The organism is Azospirillum picis (assembly GCF_017876115.1).
Classification (GTDB): Bacteria; Pseudomonadota; Alphaproteobacteria; order Azospirillales; family Azospirillaceae; genus Azospirillum; species Azospirillum picis.
The window spans coordinates 508527-527224 of record NZ_JAGINO010000001.1 but is presented as its reverse complement, the minus strand read 5'-3'; the positions used below and the strand labels follow the sequence as shown (position 1 = coordinate 527224).

16 protein-coding genes are annotated in these 18698 nt (G+C 70.5%); 6 read left to right on the top strand and 10 right to left on the bottom strand.

The features are described from left to right. Together J2850_RS02395 and ald are read right to left on the bottom strand one after the other, a co-directional pair. The coding region (locus tag J2850_RS02395; RefSeq protein WP_425514122.1) for an ABC transporter permease subunit at positions 1-396 on the bottom strand (396 nt) is incomplete at its 3' end. A gap of 878 nt (positions 397-1274) precedes the next feature. Continuing rightward, a complete protein-coding gene (gene ald / locus J2850_RS02390) occupies positions 1275-2402 on the bottom strand; it encodes an alanine dehydrogenase (protein WP_209978358.1) in 1128 nt (375 codons plus the stop codon). Between the two features lie 204 nt (positions 2403-2606). Between ald and J2850_RS02385 the strand changes: the two genes are divergently transcribed. Beyond that, positions 2607-3083, top strand: coding sequence for an Lrp/AsnC family transcriptional regulator (locus J2850_RS02385; protein WP_209978357.1), 477 nt, complete (start codon positions 2607-2609; stop codon positions 3081-3083). A gap of 6 nt (positions 3084-3089) precedes the next feature. On the opposite strand, the gene J2850_RS02380 is transcribed toward J2850_RS02385, so the two are convergent. The 3 genes from J2850_RS02380 to J2850_RS02370 form a co-directional block, all read right to left on the bottom strand. Then, a complete protein-coding gene (locus J2850_RS02380) occupies positions 3090-4265 on the bottom strand; it encodes a DNA polymerase IV (protein WP_209978356.1) in 1176 nt (391 codons plus the stop codon). Positions 4266-4448: 183 nt separating this feature from the next. Further along, positions 4449-5129 carry a LuxR C-terminal-related transcriptional regulator gene (locus J2850_RS02375; protein ID WP_209978355.1) on the bottom strand — a complete coding sequence of 227 codons (681 nt, stop codon included), beginning with the start codon at positions 5127-5129 and terminating at the stop codon, positions 4449-4451. 50 nt (positions 5130-5179) lie between these two features. Further along, positions 5180-8797: a hybrid sensor histidine kinase/response regulator gene (locus tag J2850_RS02370; protein ID WP_209978354.1), complete on the bottom strand. Its 3618-nt coding sequence runs from the start codon at positions 8795-8797 to the stop codon at positions 5180-5182. A 305-nt stretch (positions 8798-9102) separates the two neighbouring features. Here J2850_RS02370 and J2850_RS02365 point away from each other — a divergent pair, with 305 nt between their 5' ends. After that, positions 9103-9351 (top strand): hypothetical protein, encoded by a 249-nt coding sequence (locus J2850_RS02365; RefSeq protein WP_209978353.1) that lies wholly within the window; start codon positions 9103-9105, stop codon positions 9349-9351. A 160-nt stretch (positions 9352-9511) separates the two neighbouring features. Here J2850_RS02365 and J2850_RS02360 read toward each other — a convergent pair whose 3' ends face one another. From J2850_RS02360 to J2850_RS02350, 3 genes are all read right to left on the bottom strand, one after another. After that, a complete protein-coding gene (locus tag J2850_RS02360) occupies positions 9512-9802 on the bottom strand; it encodes a hypothetical protein (RefSeq protein ID WP_209978352.1) in 291 nt (96 codons plus the stop codon). Positions 9803-9899: 97 nt separating this feature from the next. Further along, positions 9900-10148: a hypothetical protein gene (locus J2850_RS02355; RefSeq protein ID WP_209978350.1), complete on the bottom strand. Its 249-nt coding sequence runs from the start codon at positions 10146-10148 to the stop codon at positions 9900-9902. A 348-nt stretch (positions 10149-10496) separates the two neighbouring features. After that, positions 10497-11042 carry a hypothetical protein gene (locus J2850_RS02350; RefSeq protein WP_209978343.1) on the bottom strand — a complete coding sequence of 182 codons (546 nt, stop codon included), beginning with the start codon at positions 11040-11042 and terminating at the stop codon, positions 10497-10499. Positions 11043-11245: 203 nt separating this feature from the next. On the opposite strand from J2850_RS02350, the gene J2850_RS02345 reads away from it, so the two are divergent. The 3 genes from J2850_RS02345 (at position 11246) to J2850_RS02335 (ending at position 13320) form a co-directional block, all read left to right on the top strand. Further along, complete coding sequence (locus J2850_RS02345; protein WP_209978341.1) at positions 11246-11890, top strand: DUF47 domain-containing protein; 645 nt, start codon at positions 11246-11248, stop codon at positions 11888-11890. A gap of 7 nt (positions 11891-11897) precedes the next feature. Then, positions 11898-12911, top strand: coding sequence for an inorganic phosphate transporter (locus J2850_RS02340; RefSeq protein WP_209978339.1), 1014 nt, complete (start codon positions 11898-11900; stop codon positions 12909-12911). 133 nt (positions 12912-13044) lie between these two features. Next, positions 13045-13320, top strand: coding sequence for a hypothetical protein (locus J2850_RS02335; protein ID WP_209978337.1), 276 nt, complete (start codon positions 13045-13047; stop codon positions 13318-13320). A gap of 69 nt (positions 13321-13389) precedes the next feature. On the opposite strand, the gene J2850_RS02330 is transcribed toward J2850_RS02335, so the two are convergent. Further along, entirely contained in the window at positions 13390-16104 is a 2715-nt protein-coding gene (locus J2850_RS02330) for a response regulator (protein ID WP_209978335.1), read from the bottom strand. Between the two features lie 380 nt (positions 16105-16484). Between J2850_RS02330 and J2850_RS02325 the strand changes: the two genes are divergently transcribed. Then, positions 16485-16910 carry a tellurite resistance TerB family protein gene (locus J2850_RS02325; RefSeq protein ID WP_209978333.1) on the top strand — a complete coding sequence of 142 codons (426 nt, stop codon included), beginning with the start codon at positions 16485-16487 and terminating at the stop codon, positions 16908-16910. 6 nt (positions 16911-16916) lie between these two features. Here J2850_RS02325 and J2850_RS02320 read toward each other — a convergent pair whose 3' ends face one another. Beyond that, entirely contained in the window at positions 16917-18662 is a 1746-nt protein-coding gene (locus J2850_RS02320) for an ATP-binding protein (RefSeq protein ID WP_209978332.1), read from the bottom strand. Positions 18663-18698 lie beyond the last annotated feature (36 nt).

Genomic DNA, 18698 nt, shown 5'->3' with positions numbered 1-18698 from the left:
GATGGGCTGCAGCGGCTTGGAGCGGGCGCCCTGGAGGATCTGGACGTAGTTCTGCAGGAAGATCGACATGCCGATGGCCGAGATCAGCGGCGCCAGGCGGGGCGAGGAGCGCAGCGGCCGGTAGGCGATGCGTTCCACCGTCCAGCCATAGACGCTGGTGAACAGCATCGAGGCGGCCAGCATGATCACCAGCGCCAGCGGCACCCAGGTGATGCCGAGCGCTCCCAGCGCCAGGAAGGTGATCAGCGCCACGAATGCGCCGATCATGTAAATCTCGCCGTGCGCGAAGTTGATCATGCCGATGATGCCGTACACCATCGTGTAGCCGATCGCGATCAGACCGTAGATCGCTCCAAGCGAAAGGCCGTTGATCAATTGCTGTAGAAAATATTCCATCAGGCTGCTTTCTCCCGGACTCCCGAACTCAAGACGAACATCCGCGGCCATGGACACGAGACCGCATCGCCGGCCGGCGCCGACTGGGCGGCCCAGGTGGCGGCCCGGTCGGCGGTCCGGCCGGCGATGCGCGTGGCATGGGCGCGGGCGCGATGGCGCAAAGCCGTGTGCGGCAGCGGCGTTCCGGTCCGGATGAACGGGGGAGAACATCCGGACGGAGGCAGGGGACGCCCTGGAACCCCGCCGCCGCACCCGGTTCCTGCCGATCCCCCCGGCGCCGATCGGACCATGTCGATCGGAAGGCCGGCGGATCGGACGAAATCAGTGCAGGACCCGGACAAGTCAGTCCAAGGCAGGGGAGCGGCATGCGGATGCCCATGTCAGCGGGCCGTCCGACGAGCCAAGCGATGCACCATCAGGCGGACCATCCGGCGGGCCATCCGCAAGGCGGAAGTGCGACGATGTCGCCGGCGTGCTGGCGGGCACCCGGGCGGCATTCCAGCGATCGACCATACCAACAGCTCCCACTCGCGCAGCATGGCGCATCGCCATGGCGTCCCCACCGGCATCGCTGCCGGGCACGGTGTCGTGAAACGGCCGGTCGGGAGGGACTCCCCGCCCGATCCAGCCCAGTCGGCGCAAGGCGCCGAGCCTTACCCTGTTCAAATCTGTTCTTGATCATTGGCCCCGGCACTTTAGCGCCGGATGCGTATGCTTACCCTTTTTCTTGACAAGACACAGGTAAAGCAACTCGATCCGTAGGCGCAACACTCTCTTTCCAGCCTGCAAAAAAAACAACAAACGTTCCGATGCCTTCTGCGCGATCCGCCGAAAATTTCCCGGGGCACGCCTCCGGGAAAATTCCCTTCGGTTCTCAATCACGAGTCATTCACAAGGGTTTCGGCAGCCGCAACAGGTTGCCCGAGAGCCCCGGCGACCGCCGGATGAGTCAGCCGGCCGCCCTGGACGTTCAGGCCGGCCAGCAGGTGCGGGTCCTCGGCCAGCGCGCGCTTCCAGCCCTTGGCGGCCAGCGCCTGGACGAAGGGCAGGGTGGCGTGGTTGAGCGCCTCGGTCGAGGTGCGGGCGACCGCCCCCGGCATGTTCGCGACGCAGTAGTGGACGACGCCCTCCACCACATAGGTGGGGTCGGAGTGGGTGGTGGCGCGGCTGGTCTCGAAGCAGCCGCCCTGGTCGATGGCGACGTCGACCAGCACCGAGCCGCGGCGCATGCCGGCGAGCTGGTCCCGCCGCACCAGCTTGGGCGCCGCCGCTCCGGGAACCAGCACGGCCCCGACCACGAGGTCGCAATCGGCCACCAGCCGGTCGAGCGCGTCGGCCGACGCATAGACCGTCTTCAGCCGCGGGCCGAACAGCTCGTCGAGCTGGGCCAGCCGCGGCATCGAGCGGTCGGCGATGGTCACGTCGGCCCCGAGGCCCATCGCCATGCGGGCGGCGTTGGTGCCGACCACGCCGCCGCCGATGACCAGCACCCTGCCGGGCAGCACGCCCGGCACCCCGCCCAGCAGGATGCCCGAGCCGCCGTTGCTCTTCTGCAGGGCGACCGCACCGACCTGGATCGCCATCCGCCCGGCGATCTCCGACATCGGCGCCAGCAGCGGCAGGCGGCCGAAGCGGTCGGTGACCGTCTCGTAGGCGATGGCGGTGCAGCCGCTCTCCATCAGCAGGCGCGCCTGCTCCGGGTCGGGCGCGAGGTGCAGGTAGGTGAACAGCACTTGGTCCGGCCGCAGCCTGCGACATTCCGCCGGCTGCGGTTCCTTGACCTTGACGATAAGGTCGGCCCCGGCGAACACCTCCTCGGCGGACCCGGCGACTTCGGCCCCGGCGGCGCGGTAGGCATCGTCGGAGAAGCCGATCTCGGCCCCGGCGCCGCTCTGCACCAGCAGGGAGTGGCCGTCCGCCGCCAGCTCGCGGACCGAGGCCGGCGTCAGGCCGACGCGGTATTCGTGGTTCTTGATTTCCTTGGGAACGCCGATGCGCGTGACCATGACAGCTCCCTTCCGACGCGGAAATCCACCCGGCGGTCCGGCACCCCGGAAACCGTATTCTATGAAATTTTCCGCATCACTGATTGTACCGAAAGCGTCACTATACGGCCGCGTGCCGGGGAGAATCTCTGCAAAGCCTTGCATGAAGCCACCGTTTCATGCTGGTGATTTCGCATGATCCGCCACATCTTCGAATAAAATTGCATGCATGCCCTCGACCCCCTCGACCACAAGATCCTCCGGCTGCTGCGCAAGGACGGCCGGATGAGCAACGCGAAGCTGGCGGCCGAGGTCGGGCTGTCGCCGTCGGCCTGCCTGCGCCGCCTGCACATGCTGGAGCATTCGGGGGTGATCCGCGGCTACACCGCGATCATCGAGACCGACAGCGAGGAGCGCGCGGTCACCGTCATCGTCCAGATCACGCTGGAACGGCAGACGGACGATTACCTGCGCCGGTTCGAGGCCGCCGTCCGCCGCTGCCCGGAGGTGCGGGAATGCTACCTGCTGTCGGGCAGCTCCGATTACCTGCTGCGGGTGGTGACGCAGAACTCCACCGACTACGACCGCATCTACATGGACTCGCTGTCGCGGCTGCCGGGCGTGGTGCGCATCCAGTCCAGCTTCGCCATCCGCAGCGTGGTCCGGCCGGGCGTCCCCCCGGCGATGGAGGAGGCGGGCTGACCCGCCTCAGCCGAACAGGTCCAGTTCCGGATCGGGCGCGGTCTCGGGATCGGTCAAATCGGTGCAGCCGATGCCGATCAGGCGGAAGGCGCGGCCGTCGGCCTCGCGCTCCAGCAGCGCCATGCCGGCGGCGAGGATGGCCTCGGCCGACCGGGTGGGCTCGATCCGGCGGGAGCGGGTGAGCTGCTGGAAGTCCCTGGTCTTCAGCTTCAGCACCACGCTGCGGCCGAGCAGCCCCTCGCGCTCCATCCGGCGGGACACCTTCTCGGCCAGCGGGCGCAGCTCCTGCGCCAGGGCGGGCAGGGTGGTGACGTCCCAGTCGAAGGTCTCCTCCGACGAGATGCTCTTGCTGACCGATTCGGGGCTCACCCGCCGGCGATCCTCGCCGCGGGCATAGTTGAACAGCACCCGGCCCATGGCGCCGTAGCGCTTGACCAGCCAATGCTCGTCCTTGTCCTGCAGGTCGCCGACGCGGGTGATGCCGTCGGCGAACAGCTTGCGCTCCAGCGCCGGGCCGACGCCCCACAGGATCGTCACCCGCCTGGGCGCCAGGAAGGCCGCCGCCTCCGCCCGCCCGAGCGCCGAGAAGCCGCGCGGCTTGTCGAGGTCGGAGGCGATCTTGGCCAGCAGCTTGTTGTGGCTGAGCCCGATGGAGGCGGTGATCCGCAGCTCCCGCTCGAAACGGCGGACGATCTCGACCAGCGCCTGAGCCGGGCTGATGCTGAGCCGCTCCTCCACGCCCGCCAGGTCGAGATAGGCCTCGTCGATGCTGATCGGTTCGACCAGGGGGGTGAAGGCCTCCATGATCGCGCGGGCCTGGTGCCCGACCTGCCGGTACTTGGCGATGTCGGGGCGGATGATGGTGGCGTCGGGGCAGCGGTCCAGCGCCTCGCGGATCGTCATGGCCGAGCGCACGCCCGATATGCGCGCCACGTAGCAGCAGGCCGCCACCACGCCGCGGTGGTCGTCGCCGCCGACGATCACCGGCCGGCTGGCCAGTTCCGGCCGGTCGCGCTTCTCCACCGTGGCGTAGAAGCTGTCGCAGTCGATGTGGCCGATGGACAGGCGGTGCAGCTCCGCATGGCGGAACAGCCGCCGGCTGCCGCATTTCGGACAGCGCGTCACCTCGCCCGGAATGGCGGCGGCGCAGTCGCGGCAGACGCAGTCCAGGGCCGTGGTCATGATGCCGGCAGACTCTCGGCTTTCGCTAGGCTTTTGGCTTTTCCACGTGGTTCAAGGCACGTGATTGAAGACATGCGACTCAAGACATGCGACCAGAGGCCCGGGCCCTGCGCCCGAACCGGTCGCAGTCTAGCAAAGGGCCGGCCCGACCGCCAGCTTATGCGTACAAACTGGGAACGCCGGTCAGCGCAGCAGGTCCCCCTCCACCGCCAGCCGGCCGGCCACCACGGCGGCCTGGGTGCGGCTGACCACGTTCAGCTTGCGCAGGATGCTGGAGACATGGACCTTCACCGTCTGCTCCGACACGTTCAGCTCACCGGCGATCTGCTTGTTCAGCTTGCCGTCGACGATCATGGTCAGGATGCGGAGCTGCTGCGGCGACAGCGAGGCGAAGCGGCGGGCAAGCTCGGCCTCCTCAGCCTCCACCGAGGCGGCGGAGAGCGGCGGCGCCCAGGTCTCGCCGGCCAGGATGGCGCGGATGGCGTCGGCCATCGCCGGCATCGCCAGCGACTTCGGGATGTAGCCCGAGGCGCCGTAGGCCAGCGCCCGGCGGATGGTGTCGGAGTCGCGGAGCGCCGACAGGATGGCGACCGGCACCGTCGGATGGTCGGCCAGCATCAGGAACAGGCCGGCGAAGCCGTGGGTACCCGGCATGTTGAGGTCGAGCAGGACGAGGTCGACCCCGTCCGGCCGCTCCGCCACCGCGCGCATCACCGAGTCCAGGTCCGGGCATTCGATCACCCGGACCCCCGGCATCACCCGGCCGAGCGCATCGCGCAGCGCCGCCTGCACCAGCGGGTGGTCGTCGCCGATGACGATGGTCGCGCCCGCGGCGATCCCGCTCCCGGCAGTGTCTTCATCCATGGCTTCCGCCCCCCTTCGCGGCCGCCCGGCTTCTCCGCCCGGATCCGGCCTCACCGTTCGGCCACCGCCGCGCCCTGCAGCGCCGTGCCCTGCAGCGCCGCGCCGTTCAGGAAGCGGCGCAGCGCGGCCGGCTTGACCGGCTTGTACAGCACGCCGCAGCCACAACGCTCCGCCTCCTCCCGCACCGCCTCCGAGCGGTCGGCGGTCAGCAGCAGCCCCCTTGTCGGCAGGCCCCACAATTCCCGCAACCGCTGGAGAACCGCAAGCCCCGTCTGGCCGCCGCCGACGTGATAATCCACGCAGACCACGTCGGGACGCGCGCCGTCGAAGGCGGCGAGGGCCGCCAGGGCGCCGTCGACGTCGGATGCCGTGGCCACCCGGCAGCCCCATTGGCCGAGCAGCGCGCGCAGCCCCGCCAGGATCGGCTCCTCGTTGTCGATGCACAGCACCAGCAGGCCGGCGGCCAGCGCGCCGGCCGGAACCGGGGCGGGACGGTCGAGGGAAGCGGCAGCCGCATCGGTCCGGGGAACCTCGACGGCGAAGCCGGTGCCGCGCCCGACGGTGGAGCGCAGCGTCACCGGATGGTCGAGCAGCCGGGCGATGCGGTCGACGATGGCGAGCCCCAGCCCCAGCCCCTTGTCCTCGATCCTTCCCGCCGGATGGCCGGGGGCGCCCCCGGAGACGGCGGAGCCCTCGTGACCGAGCCGGCGGAACTCCTCGAACACCTCGCGGCGCTTGGACGCGGGGATGCCGGGGCCGGTGTCCCAAACCTCGATGCGCAGCCGGTCGGCGCCGCCGCGGGACAGCCGGCGGCAGCCCAGCAGCACCCTGCCCCTCGGCGTGTAGCGGATGGCGTTGGAGAGGAAGTTCTGCAGGACCCGGCGCAGGAGCTGCGGGTCGGAGCGGACCATCGCACCGCAGCCCACCACCCTCAGCGTCAGGCCCCGCTCCTGCGCCAGGGCCGAGAACTCCACCCCCAGCCCCCTCAGCAGCTCGTCGATGGCGAAGGCCCTCACCTGCACCCGCACCCTGCCGGCGTCCAGCGAGGAGATGTCGAGCAGCCCGCCGAGCAGCATCTCGGTCGAGTGCAGCGAGGCGGCGGCGTTCTCGATCATGCCGCGCTCCGCCGCCCGCCGCTCGGGGGCGGGGGGCGGGCCGTTCATGCTCTCCTCCAGGGCCGAGACGAACAGGCGGGCGGCGTTCAGCGGCTGCAGCAGGTCGTGGCTGGCGGCGGCGAGGAAGCGGGTCTTGCTGGCGTTGGCCGCCTCGGCCTCGGCCTTGGCCTGCTGGAGCGCGTCGGTGCGCTCCTGCACGCGCTGCTCCAGGCTCTCGTTGGCCTCGCGCAGCGCCTCGGCGGCCCGGTAGCGCTCGGTCACGTCGGTGTAGGTGGAGACGTAGCCGCCCTCCGGCAGCGGGCTGGCGACGATCTCCAGCACCGTGCCGTCGGGCCGCCGGCGCTCGTAGCGGTAGGGCCACTCCTGGACCGACGGGTCGCGGTTGGTCAGCAGCGCCTTCAGGTCGTGCGCGCCATACTCGCCGCGGGCGGTGTTGAAGCGGATCAGGTCGGCGAAGGGCACGCCCACCCGCACCATGTCGGCGGGCAGGTCCAGCAGCTCCAGGTAGCGGTGGTTCCAGGCGGCGATGCGGTGCTCGGCATCGATCACGCAGATGCCCTGCGCGATGGTCTCCAGCGTCGCTTCCAGGAGCCTGCGGTTGAAGCGCAGCGCCTCCGACGCCTCGTCGAGCATGGCCATGGCGGCGCCGCGCGACAGCGACCGGCCCTGGAGCGACGCCGCCATCACCACGCGGGCCGAGGCGGCGCCGATCGCCCCGGCGACCAGCGTCTCGGTGAAGCGGACGGCGTCGAGGTCGGCCGGCCCGGCCTCGCCCCGGCGCCCGGCGGCGTAGGCATCGAAGGCGGCGTTGCCGCGCTCCGCCCCGACGAAGCGGATGGCGAGCGCGCGCAGGTCGGCCAGCCTGGCCGGCACATGGGGATCGTCGTCGTCGTCGGCCTCGCCGGTGGCGCCGGTGTAGGCGAGGGCCTGGGTCCGCTCCACGACGCTGGAGCGGGCGAGCAGCGAACCGGCGACGAAGGCGGCCAGGTTGGCGAGCAGGCTCCACAGGCTGGCGTGCGAGATCGGGTCGAGGCCCTCGATCCCGAACAGCGCCTGCGGCCGCAGCCAGCCGATGCCCCAGGGGCCGAGGTCGAGCAGCTCGGAGGGGAGCGGGACGATGCGCGCCATCGCCGGCACCAGCAGCGTGTAGACCCACAGCAGGAAGCCGGCGCCCAGCCCGGCCAGCGCCCCCACCCGGTTGGCGCGCGGCCAGTAGAGGCCGCCGAAGAAGGCCGGGCCGAACTGCGCCACCGCGACGAAGGACAGCAGGCCGATGACGGTCAGCGGGTAGTCTCGGTCGACCAGCCGGTGCATGGCATAGGCCAGCAGCAGGATCCCCAGCACCGACAGCCGGCGCACCAGCAGCAGCGCGCCGACCATGTCGCGCCGGCCGACGCGGGCGGCGAAGCGCGGGCGGCTGAGCAGCAGCGGCATCACCACGTCGTTGCACAGCATGGTGCTGAGCGACACCGCCGCCACGATGACCATGCCGGTCGCCGCCGACAGGCCGCCGATGAAGGACAGCAGGCTGAAGCCGCCCGCCCCGGCGGCGATCGGCAGGGTGATCATGAAGGTGTCGGGGTTGACGCCTCCCCCGGGGCCTCCCCCAAAGGTGCCGTCGGAGCCGCCGAACGTCACCAGCCCGGCGACGGCGATGGGGATCATCAGCGCGCTCAGGGCCACCAGATAGGCCGGGTACATCAAGGCGGCGGCGCGGATGTGCCGGGGGTTCTCGTTCTCGACCGTCACCACATGGAACATCTGCGGCAGGCAGAGGAAGGCGATGACCGAGATCGCGGTGTTCGACCACCAGGTCGGGTCGCCGAAGTCCGGCGACAGCAGCGGGCCGGCCTGCGGGCGCGAGATCAGGTCGCCGTAGCCGTCGAACATGCCCCAGACGATGAAGGCGGCCACCGCCAGGAAGACGGTCAGCTTGACCAGGCTCTCGAAGGCGATGGCCAGCATCAGCCCGCGGTGATGCTCGCTGGCGTTGATGTGGCGGACGCCGAACAGGATGGTGAAGAGCGCCATCGACAGCGCCACCGCGAGGGCGGTGTCGCTCCAGAAGGGCGGCGGCGGCCCCTGCACGGCCAGCGACGGCGCGGTCAGCACGTCGAAGCTGGCGGCCACCGCCTTCAACTGGAGGGCGATGTAGGGCAGCACGCCGACCAGCGCCGCCAGCGTCACCAGCGCCGCCACCGCCCGGCTCTTGCCGTAGCGGGCGCCGATGAAGTCGGCGATGGAGGTGACGTTCTGGCCCTTGGTGATGGCGATGGTCTTGGCGAAGACCGGACGGGCCGCCAGCAGCAGGATCATCGGGGCGAGATAGATCGGCAGGAAGTCGAAGCCGCTGGCCGAGGCGCGGCCGACCGATCCGTAGAAGCTCCAGCTCGTGTTGTAGATGCACAGCGTCAGCGCATAGAGGATGCCGGCCATGCGCGGCGGGCCGGGCGACGGCGCCCCGCCGGCGCTCCGCCGGTCGCCCCACCAGGCGACGGCGAACAGCCCTCCCAGATAGGCCGCCGATACGGCCAGCACCAGCCAACTCTGCACGACGGACCGACCTTTCGCGGGACAATGCCGGGAGGCACCCGTCAGGCGACCCTAGCCCAACCGCGCCGCTGCCAACAACGCTCCGCCGGCTTCCCCGCACGGGGCAGACCGCTTCCGCCCGGGGTGCTTCCGAGGCCGCCATTCCGGAACCGGCGGGCGCCCTCTTCAGGTCTAAGAACACCGAATCCACTGGGAAAGCCTCGCGTACGGACCAATCTATGGCAAGATGGTCCATGGCAATGGAGCTTCACCCGATGGTGCGGGTTCCGTGCGTGGCCTGAAACGGAAGACGGACGCCCAACAGAATGCTGATCGATGCCTATTTGGGGTTCCGCGTCGGGGATGTGGTCCTTGACCGCGCTGAACTTGCGGCCGGCACCGCCACCATCAAGGAAATCCATGTCGTTCCCTGCGACTGGGCACACGGGCTGACCGGCATCGCCGTCATGGAGAACGGCGCCGAACGTTTCATCGTCCAGCTCAAGAAGGTCCGTCCGTCGGAAGAGGCGGAAAGCGAAAGCAACGTCCACCCCCTGCGCCACCGCGCACGCTGACCCGCGCGCCGGGCCAAACGCCGGCCCCGGACGGGCCGGCAGCCTGGGGACCGCAAGCCGGAGGATCATGCGAAGGCCCGCCGCACCCTGACCGGGTGCGGCGGGCCTTCGCGTCGATGGGGCCGGGCCGACGGCGATGAAGCCGTCGGTGAAGAGGCCGTCAGTGACGAAGGACGACCCGCCCGCCGTTGAGGCGCGCGTCGTCGACGCGGGTGATGGTCGGCAGGCCGCGCAGGAAGGCGGCGCCGGCATCGGTCGCCTCGAACAGGACATGACCCTGGCGGTCCTGGCCGCGGAAGCGGGCCTCGGTCGTCATGCCGGCGCTGCGGACCGCGGCCGACAGGTCGGAGACGGCCTTCCAGATGCGGGCACGATGTTCGGCGGCGCTGGCGCACCCGGTCGCATCCGCGACGGCCAGCGTTACGGTGAAGGAATGAAGCTCGATCGCCATGGCGGCACCACGGAACTTGATGATTGCGGGATGTAAGAACCCGGCTCGTTCCGGCAATTGGCCCGGAAACTGGGGCCGGCACCTGGGATCGAGGAAATCAGTCGTATCGGGGGAGCTTGGAAAGAACGATGTCGCTGATGAGGCCGCGCAGTTGGCTGACCGGAAGCTGTTCGACCGGAATGCTGACGGCACGGGCGTAGGTCTCGCAGACGTGCCAGGCGTGGTCGGGTTCGGCCAGGATTTGACGGGCCAGGTCGTACTCGTCGGCGTTCGCCCGTCCGGGGAGCGCCTTTTCACAGGCCAGAGCGGTATTCACCATGTCGCTGGCCAGACTGTGCAGATTCATGGATGGCACCTTCCCATGCTCGGGAATTGGTTGGAGGTACGAACAGCCTGATCTTTGGTCCCGGTTTTCACAACAGGGATTATGACGTTCGTTTGTGACAAACACCGGTCTGTGACAAAACGAACACCCCGGCACCCCGCCGCGATCCGGGCCAGGTCCCGGACGCCGTGTGACCGGCGCCGCGGGCGGCCCTTCGCTGACATCAACATAGGGGCGCCGACATTATTCCGCCTGTGACCGTTTCGCGGGGCAGAGGCGGCAAATTCCGGACGGCTTGGGCGGAGGTCGCCTCTTGCGCCGAGCCTCCTTTTGGACATCGGCCCGCCGGATGGATGGGTGGAAGGACGGTCAGGTCCGGATCATGCCGCCGGCGCCGGGCGCCGGGCCGGAGGGGGTGGGGGAGGGGGTGGGGGCGGGCGGCGGCGGGGTCAGGCGCCAGTCCTCCAGCGCGCGCTTGAGGGCGTCGAGCCCGGCGCCGGCCGTGCCGCGGGCATCCTCCAGCCCGCGGGAGACGGCGATGCACAGTTGCCTGCGCTTGGGCGGATCGTTGCGGCTGTCCTCCACCGCACGGCCGAGCTGGTCGGTGGTGCCGTTCGTCCCGGCACCGTCCTGCTGCGGCACGGCCTTCGGATCGATGCCCAGCAGCGGCAGCAGGTAATCGCGGCCCTTCTCGCGGGCCAGAGCCACCGCCCGGTCGCCGAACCGCTCGGCCGCCGCCATCCCGGCATCCCAGGTGTCGAGCGCCGCCGCCACCGTCGGGCTGCAGGCATCCTCCGCCGTGGCCGGCGGGGCGGCCGATTGCGCCTGCGCCGGCGAGGCCCCCGACGGCACGGCGGACAGTGCAAGCGCGAGCGCGGCCGCGGCGGGACGGGGCGGGAAGGGCGGGCGTATCATGACGGGACACCTGCGGGTGGTCGGGCCTGTCCGACATCTGGGGTGGCCGGCCGGCGCGGAAAAGCCGGTGCCGGACGCGATGTGTGGCGATTTTGGCACCGCATGACTGTTTCATGGCGTTTACATGACAGGCTGCCGCTGCACCGCATCGAGAAGCGTGGTAAGAGCAGCCCGAATTCGAAGCCTATGCGAGACACCGCCCCATGCTGCTGCGCGCATTCCGTTCGCTGATGCCGAAGGAGGAACGCTTCATCGACCAGTTCGTCGAGCAGGCCCGCCACATCGTGGCGGCGGCGGCGGCGCTGGAGGCGGTGATCGAAGCCGGGCCGGGGGAACGGGCCGAGAAGATCGCCACGCTGAAGCGGGTGGAGAAGGACGCCGACCGCGTCGCCAAGGACGCCGGCCGCGACCTCCACCGTGCCTTCATCACGCCCTTCGACCGGTCGGACATCCTGTCGCTGATCAACGCGCTGGACGACGCCATCGACCTGATGGACGAGGTGCCGCGCCACGCCGGCCTGTACGGCATCGAGACCTTCGACGAGCCGATGTGCCGCTTCGTGGCGCTGATCCGCCAGCAGGCCGACCTGCTGCTGGAACTGATGCCGCTGCTGGGCGCCATCGCGCGCAACGCCGACCGCATCGACCATCTCTGCGGCCGGCTGTCCGACCTGGAGGACGAGGCCGACGACGTCCTGCGCGGCGCCCTGCAGTCGCTGATCGCCGAGAAGCCCGACATGATCGCCTTCCTCGGCCGCCGCGAGCTGTACGAGATGCTGGAGGCGGTGACCGACCGCTGCGACGACGTCGGCGACCTGGTCGCGGGCATCACCCTCGACCAGGTCTGAGGCGGCGATGGAGGCCCTGCAACTCGGTCTGCCGGCGATCCTCGTCATCATCCTGGTGGCGCTCGCCTTCGACTTCATCAACGGCCTGCACGACGCGGCGAACTCCATCGCCACGGTGGTGTCGACCCGCGTGCTGTCGCCGAAGCTGGCGGTCCTGTGGGCGGCCTTCTTCAACTTCATCGCCTTCCTGTTCTTCGGCCTGCACGTCGCCACCACCGTCGGCACCGGCCTGGTCGACCCGGCGGTGATGGATCCCGCGGTGATCCTGGCCGCCCTGATCGGCGCCATCGGCTGGAACCTGATCACCTGGTGGCTGGGGCTGCCCTCCTCCTCCTCCCATGCGCTGGTGGGTGGCATCGCCGGGGCCGGCATCGCCAAGGCCGGGGTCGGCGCCATCATCGCCAGCGGCTTCACCAAGACCGCGGTCGCCATCGTGCTGTCGCCGGGCATCGGCCTGCTGCTGGCGCTGCTGCTGATGCTGGTGCTGTCCTGGGCGCTGCGCCGGGTGCCGCCCTTCGCGGTCGACCGCCAGTTCCGCCACTTCCAACTGCTGTCGGCGGCGCTCTACAGCCTGGGCCACGGCGGCAACGACGCGCAGAAGACCATGGGCATCATCGCCGTGCTGCTCTACAGCCAGGGCATGCTCGACGGCAGCTTCCACGTGCCGTTCTGGGTGATCATCGCCTGCCAGCTCGCGATGGGCATGGGAACCATGATGGGCGGCTGGCGCATCGTCCGCACCATGGGGTCGCGCATCACCGACCTGAAACCCTACCAGGGCTTCTGCGCCGAGACCGCCGGCGCCATGACCCTGTTCGGCGCCACCTGGCTCGGCATCCCGGTGTCGACCACCCACACCATCACCGGCGCGATCGTCGGGGTGGGGTCGGCCCGCCGCACCTCGGCGGTGCGCTGGGGGCTGGCCGGGCGAATCGTCTGGGCCTGGGTGCTGACGATCCCCGCCGCCGGCATCGTCGCCTGGCTGTCCTACCTGCTGGTGGCCGCGGTCCTGGTCCGCTGAGAGGGGCCGGGGAGGGAGAAAGCGGCGCCGGAGAACGCCACGCGAACGAATAACCCTTCGGGGCAGCAGCCTGGCCTTGACCCGGCCGAGCCGGAACGGCAGGATCGGTCGGGTGGAGACAGGAACACCGGTCATGCCGCATATCGAACGCACCGATCAAGGTGACCAGTATGTGCTTCCCGGCGCCGAACGCCGGACGGTTCCCGGCTTGCCCTATGCGGCGGAAGCCAACGGCCAACTGACCCTGCATTTCTACGCGCCGCCGGACAAATCCGAACGCCGCCCCCGGCCGACACCGGTCCGCACGCTGGCCGGCGGGGCGGCCGCGCAACCGACGCCGGCGGCCGACGGCACCGGCCAGGGCCTGTTCGGCCGGCGCCTCGCCCATTTCCCCCAGGTCTTCGAATAGCAGGCTGTCCGCGCCGGCCCGGCAGGCCACGGCGCGCCCGGCGGGATCGGCATCGGGCTCGGGCGGGCCTCAAGCCGACGCCGCGCGGTCCATGCCTGCGGACAGGCTGCGGGCGACCTGCCGCATCAGGGTGTCGCGGTCGTACGGCTTGCCGATGTACCCGTCCATGCCCGCCTCGCGGCACCGGCGCCGCTCCTGGTCCGACGAGCCGGCGGTCAGCGCCAGGACCGGCACCGCGTTGCGCGGCGGCGGCATCGCCCGGATGGCCCGGCAGGCCTCCAGCCCGTCCATGACGGGCATGTGGACGTCCATCAGCACCAGGTCGTAATCGGCCTCGCGCACGGCCTCCACCGCCGCCGCCCCGTCGCCCACGAGGTCGATGCGGTAGCCGCTGTCACGGAACAGGGCGGCCAGAAGCTCGCGGTTGATCGCCAGATCCTCGGCGATCAGCAGGCGCGGGGACGCCGTGTCCGGCGGAACGGCGGGGGGAACGGCCGGCCTGGCGGGCAGCGGGTCCGCCGTCGCGCCGCGCAGGGCGGCGATGCGGGAAAGCTGGGCCAGCAGTTCCTCGGCGGAGAAGGGCTTGGCGATCATCGTGACGTCCGGGCCGAAGGCGGAGGCATCGGCGACGGCATGGGCGGCGAAGCCGGACGCCAGCAGCACCGGCAGGCCCGGGCGCATCCGCACCGCCTGCCGCGCCAGTTCCGTCCCGTCCATGCCCGGCGGCATGACGACGTCGCTGATCAACAGGTCCAGCCGCCCGGAGCCGGCCAGCACGACCAGCGCTTCGTTGGCGTTGGCCACCCCGGTCACCCGGTGTCCCCAACCGCCGAGCAGCTCCATGACCATGCCGCGCACGGTGGGGTCGTCGTCGGCCAGCAGGATGGACAGCGGCGGCACGGCGGCGGACGCCCGGGACCACGCCCCGCCGACAGGCGGGCCAAGAGGCGGGGCAAGAGGCGGGGCTGCGGAAACGCCCGGGGAAATGGCCAGGGACGGGGCAGGGGGAGCGGCAGGCGGCAGCCGGTCCGGGGGTAGGCGCACCGTGACCGTGGTGCCGATCCCCAGGCTGCTGCGCAGTTCCAGCCGGCCGCCATGCAGCTCCACCAGCCGCTTGGTCAGCGGCAATCCAAGCCCGACCCCCTCCACCCGGCGTCCGGCGGCGTTCTCGATGCGGACGAAGGGCTCCATCACCCGGTCCACGTCCTCGGCCGGAATGCCGAGCCCGGTATCGGTGACGCGGATCACCGGCTGCCCGTCCTCCAGCACCGCGCAAACGGCGACCGATCCGCCGGCCGGGGTGTACTTGACCGCGTTGGCGACGAGGTTCAGCAGGATCTGGCGCAGGCGGCGGTCGTCGGCGCGCAGCCGGCGCACGGCCGGCGCCACCGCCGCCGACAGCCGCACGCCGGCCCGCTCGGCGCGGGGGGTCAGCATGCGCAGGGCGAAATCGGCCGCCGCCTCCAGGTCGGTGGGTCCCTCCTCGATGCGCAGCGCCCCGGCCTCGGCCCGCGCGTGATCGAGGATCTCGTTGATCAGCTCCAGCACATGCTGTCCGGAATCGCGGACGTTGCCGGCATACTGGAGGTAGACGGGCGTCCCGACCGGCCCCTCCGCTTCGCGCGCGATGAGATCGGCAAAGCCGATCACCGCGTTCAGCGGCGTGCGCAGCTCGTGGCTCAGCCCGGCCAGGAACTCCCCCTTGGCACGGTTGGCGGCCTCGGCCGCCTGCCGGGCGGTCTCCGCCATGTCGCGGGCATGGTCCAGCGCGGCGGCCAGCCGCGCGCTCTCGTCGCGTTCGGCGCTGGTCCGCTCGACGGCGCTGCGCGCCTCCGCCAGCGCCACCTGCGCCTTGCGCTCGCGATCAAGGAAGCGCAGCCCCCAGGCCAGCGCCGCCAGCACCGCCAGCAGCCCGAGCACTGCCGCCACCACCGTGTCGACGCTGCGGGCGCGCCACTCGGCCATCGCCTCGTCCAGGCCGATGCCGGTCAGCACCACCAGCCCGTAATCCTGCACCGTGCGGTAGGCAACGATGCGCACGGTGCCGTCGAGCACCGAGGGCGTGAGATACTGACCCTCCGGCGCCTCGCGGAGCTTGGTCCGGAACAGGGGGCTGTCGGCGACCGATCGTCCGACGGCCGTCCCCGTCGCGGGGTGGCGGGCGAGGATCTCGCCGTCCGGGCGATAGACGCCGATCAGCGGGTCGAGGTCGAAATCGAGCAGGTCGTAGAAGTTCGTCAGGTGATCGACCCTGATCGCCGCCGCCGCGACGCCGACGAAGCGCCCCTCGTCGTCGTGCAGCGGGCGGGATACGGAGAAGACAAGCGGCAGCGGCCCGACACGGTCCGTCAGCCCGGAGCAGATATACAGCCCGGTGCCGTTGCGCAGCTCCTGGAAGGCCGTCCGCCGGGAGATCGCCGCCGCCCGGTTGGGAAAGCTGGCCGAATCGAGGACCGCCTGCCCGTCGGCGTCGAAGATCCACACGGTCTCGACGCCCTCGACATGGGCCGCATAGTCGCGCAGCCGCGCCCAGTGCCGGAGGTCGCGCACCTGCGCCGGCCCGCCGGCCTCCGCCACCATGGCGGCCGTCTGGTCGAGTGCCACGGTGGCGGAATGGATCGTATGACGGACGTGGTCGTCCACCAGCCGGGCCATGTCGCGGACCATGGAGTAATGGCGCTGCTGCGTGTCCTGATGATCGCGGTAGATTTTGTGGGCCGCGTTGCCCGCCATCGCGGCCAGCACGACGACCATCACCAGAGCGCCCCGTACGAAGCGTCCCACCCGTTCCCCCGCGGAATGATACTTATGGCTCAAACTATCATGGTTTCCCACGCCGCCGGTGGGCGATTCAACGGCCATCCGCTCAGCATTTTCCCTGATGTCCCTTGCCTGTCCGCGCCCTGCGGCCCGCCGGTTCCGCAGGCCGTGCCGGCGAACCGGGAAAGCGCCATGGGCGATGCCTGCACGTCTCGGATCGCCGTCTCAAAGCTCCTGGCGGCGCATCCGAAGTCCCTGCGTGCCGACCGGCCGTCGAAGAGGGCGTTCCTGCGATCCTTTGATTTCCATATCATCCCGGAAAAATCACTTTTCCACCCGTCTTGCACGGCATGTGCACCGGACCCAAATGCGCGGTCATCAGAACGTTTGGGGAGGTTCATGGAATGGGTCTGTTCGACATGTTCAAGGGCAACGCGCCCCTGGAGCTCACCCCGCGGCGCGCGCTGGTGGTGTCGCTGATCTACTGCATGGGATCGGACGGGGAGATCGATCCGGAGGAGGTCGGGCACCTCGTCTCGGTGCTGGGCCGCAGCGCCACGCGGGAGGAGTTGGACCGGTGCTTCAAGTTTGCCCGCTCCACCACGCCCGACGCCTTCCTCGCCGACGCGGCGCCGAAGCTGAACGAGCAGCAACGCCTCTGCATCCTGCTGAACATGATCGACAGCGCCATGGCCGACGGCGAGGCGGAGCAGGGGGAACGCGACCTGATCGCCCGCTTCCAACAGGCGTTCGGCCTCGACGACGGCAAGCTGGGGCCGTATTTCCAGGCGCTGGTGGCCAAGAACAGCCGCGGCGTGCTCGACGTGTGAGCGGGGTCAGCCGGGCGCGTCCAGCACGCTGCGCACCTTGGCCGCGAGCTGGTCGATGCCGAAGGGCTTGGTGAGGAGGTTGGTGCCGGGGTCGAGCACGCCATTGTGGATCACGGCATTGCGGCTGTAGCCGGTGGTGTAGAGCACCTTCAGCTCCGGCAGCCGCGCCCGTGCGGCGTCGGCCAACTGCCGGCCGGTCATGCCGGGCATGACGATGTCGGTCAGCAGCAGCGTCACGTCCCGGCCAGCCTGTCCGGCCGGGTCGGCGGTGCCCGGCGCCCCGTCGATCAGCCGCAGCGCCGACCGCCCGTCGGCGGCGTGGAGGACGGTGTAGCCAAGCTCGCGCAGCGTCTCGACCGTGAAGGTGCGCACCCGCTCCTCGTCCTCCACCACCAGCACGATTTCGCGCGCGGAGCCGGTGGGGCTGACGGTGGTGCGGGGCAGCGGCACGGCCGCCCTGTTCTGGGCCTTGCCGTGGAAACGGGGCAGGTAGAGCTTGAGGGAGGTGCCGACCCCGACCTCCGAGTAGGCGCGGATGTGGCCGCCGGACTGGCGGGCGAAGCCGAAGGCCTGGCTCAGCCCGAGGCCGGTGCCCTTGCCCACCTCCTTGGTGGTGAAGAAGGGATCGAACGCCTTGGCCACCACCTCCGGCGCCATCCCGGTCCCGGTGTCGGTGACCGCGATCATCACATACTGCCCCGGCGTGATCGCCGCCTCCGCCGCGTAGGCATCGTCGACATGGATGTTGGCGGTCTCGATGGTCAGGCGCCCACCATCGGGCATCGCGTCGCGGGCGTTGACCGCCATGTTCAGCAGGACGTTCTCCAACTGGTTGGCGTCGGCATCGACCGCCCACAGCCCGGCGGAGGTCACGAACTCGATGTCGATGGTCTCGCCCAGGGTGCGGGTCAGCAGATCCTCCATGCCGCGCACCAGGCGGTTGGGGTCCAGCACCTCCGGTGCCAGCGGTTGCCGGCGCGAAAAGGCGAGCAGCCGCTGGGTCAGCGCCGCCGCCCGCGCCGCCCCGTCCATGGCGCCCTCGATGTAGGCGCCGACATCGGTGTCGCCGCGGGCAAGGCGGCGCTGCAGCAGGTTCAGGCCGCTGATGACCACCGCCAGCATGTTGTTGAAGTCGTGGGCGATGCCGCCGGCCAACTGGCCGACCGCCTCCATCTTCTGGCTCTGGCGCAGGGCCTCCTGCGCAGCGAGCAGTTCGTGCGTGCGGTGCGCGACCTCGGCTTCCAGCCGCGCGTTCAGCTCCGCCGCCCCTCGATGGGCGAGCACGGCGTCGGTCGTCTCGATCACCGTGTCGATCATGCCGACGACGGCGCCGCTCTCGTCCCGCACCGGGCTGTAGCAGAAGGTGAACCACGCCTGTTCCGGTTCGTCCCTGCGCCGGACGACCAGCGGGAAATCTTGGATGAAGGTCGCCTCGCCGGCAAAGGCCCGGTCGACGATCGGGCCGATGCTGTCCCAGGCTTCCGCCCAGACGTCGCGGAAGGAGCGTCCGAGCGCCTCCGGCTTGCCGCCCAGGATCGGCCGGAAGGCGTCGTTGTAGATGGTGACCAGGCCCGGCCCCCAGACCAGCGCCTGGGGAAAGCGCGAATTCAGGACGATGCTGACCGCCGTGCGCAATGCCGGCGGCCAGTGCAGCGGATCCCCCAGGGGCGTGGCGCGCCAGTCATGGGAGCGCACCCGCTCGCCCATCCTGCCGCCGCCCTGCCAGAAGGCGCTTCCCCACCCGTCCTGCATCCCGGAAATCACCTGGCTGTCCCGTTCCTGCCCGTT

What these genes read in the sequence shown, in the direction of transcription:
- ald (WP_209978358.1), bottom strand. Translation starts at nt 2,402, where the DNA reads ATGGTCACGCGCATCGGCGTTCCCAAGGAAATCAAGAACCACGAATAC.
- J2850_RS02385 (WP_209978357.1), top strand. Translation starts at nt 2,607, where the DNA reads ATGCATGCCCTCGACCCCCTCGACCACAAGATCCTCCGGCTGCTGCGC.
- J2850_RS02380 (WP_209978356.1), bottom strand. Translation starts at nt 4,265, where the DNA reads ATGACCACGGCCCTGGACTGCGTCTGCCGCGACTGCGCCGCCGCCATT.
- J2850_RS02375 (WP_209978355.1), bottom strand. Translation starts at nt 5,129, where the DNA reads ATGGATGAAGACACTGCCGGGAGCGGGATCGCCGCGGGCGCGACCATC.
- J2850_RS02365 (WP_209978353.1), top strand. Translation starts at nt 9,103, where the DNA reads ATGCTGATCGATGCCTATTTGGGGTTCCGCGTCGGGGATGTGGTCCTT.
- J2850_RS02360 (WP_209978352.1), bottom strand. Translation starts at nt 9,802, where the DNA reads ATGGCGATCGAGCTTCATTCCTTCACCGTAACGCTGGCCGTCGCGGAT.
- J2850_RS02355 (WP_209978350.1), bottom strand. Translation starts at nt 10,148, where the DNA reads ATGAATCTGCACAGTCTGGCCAGCGACATGGTGAATACCGCTCTGGCC.
- J2850_RS02350 (WP_209978343.1), bottom strand. Translation starts at nt 11,042, where the DNA reads ATGATACGCCCGCCCTTCCCGCCCCGTCCCGCCGCGGCCGCGCTCGCG.
- J2850_RS02345 (WP_209978341.1), top strand. Translation starts at nt 11,246, where the DNA reads ATGCTGCTGCGCGCATTCCGTTCGCTGATGCCGAAGGAGGAACGCTTC.
- J2850_RS02340 (WP_209978339.1), top strand. Translation starts at nt 11,898, where the DNA reads ATGGAGGCCCTGCAACTCGGTCTGCCGGCGATCCTCGTCATCATCCTG.
- J2850_RS02335 (WP_209978337.1), top strand. Translation starts at nt 13,045, where the DNA reads ATGCCGCATATCGAACGCACCGATCAAGGTGACCAGTATGTGCTTCCC.
- J2850_RS02325 (WP_209978333.1), top strand. Translation starts at nt 16,485, where the DNA reads ATGGGTCTGTTCGACATGTTCAAGGGCAACGCGCCCCTGGAGCTCACC.
- J2850_RS02320 (WP_209978332.1), bottom strand. Translation starts at nt 18,662, where the DNA reads ATGCAGGACGGGTGGGGAAGCGCCTTCTGGCAGGGCGGCGGCAGGATG.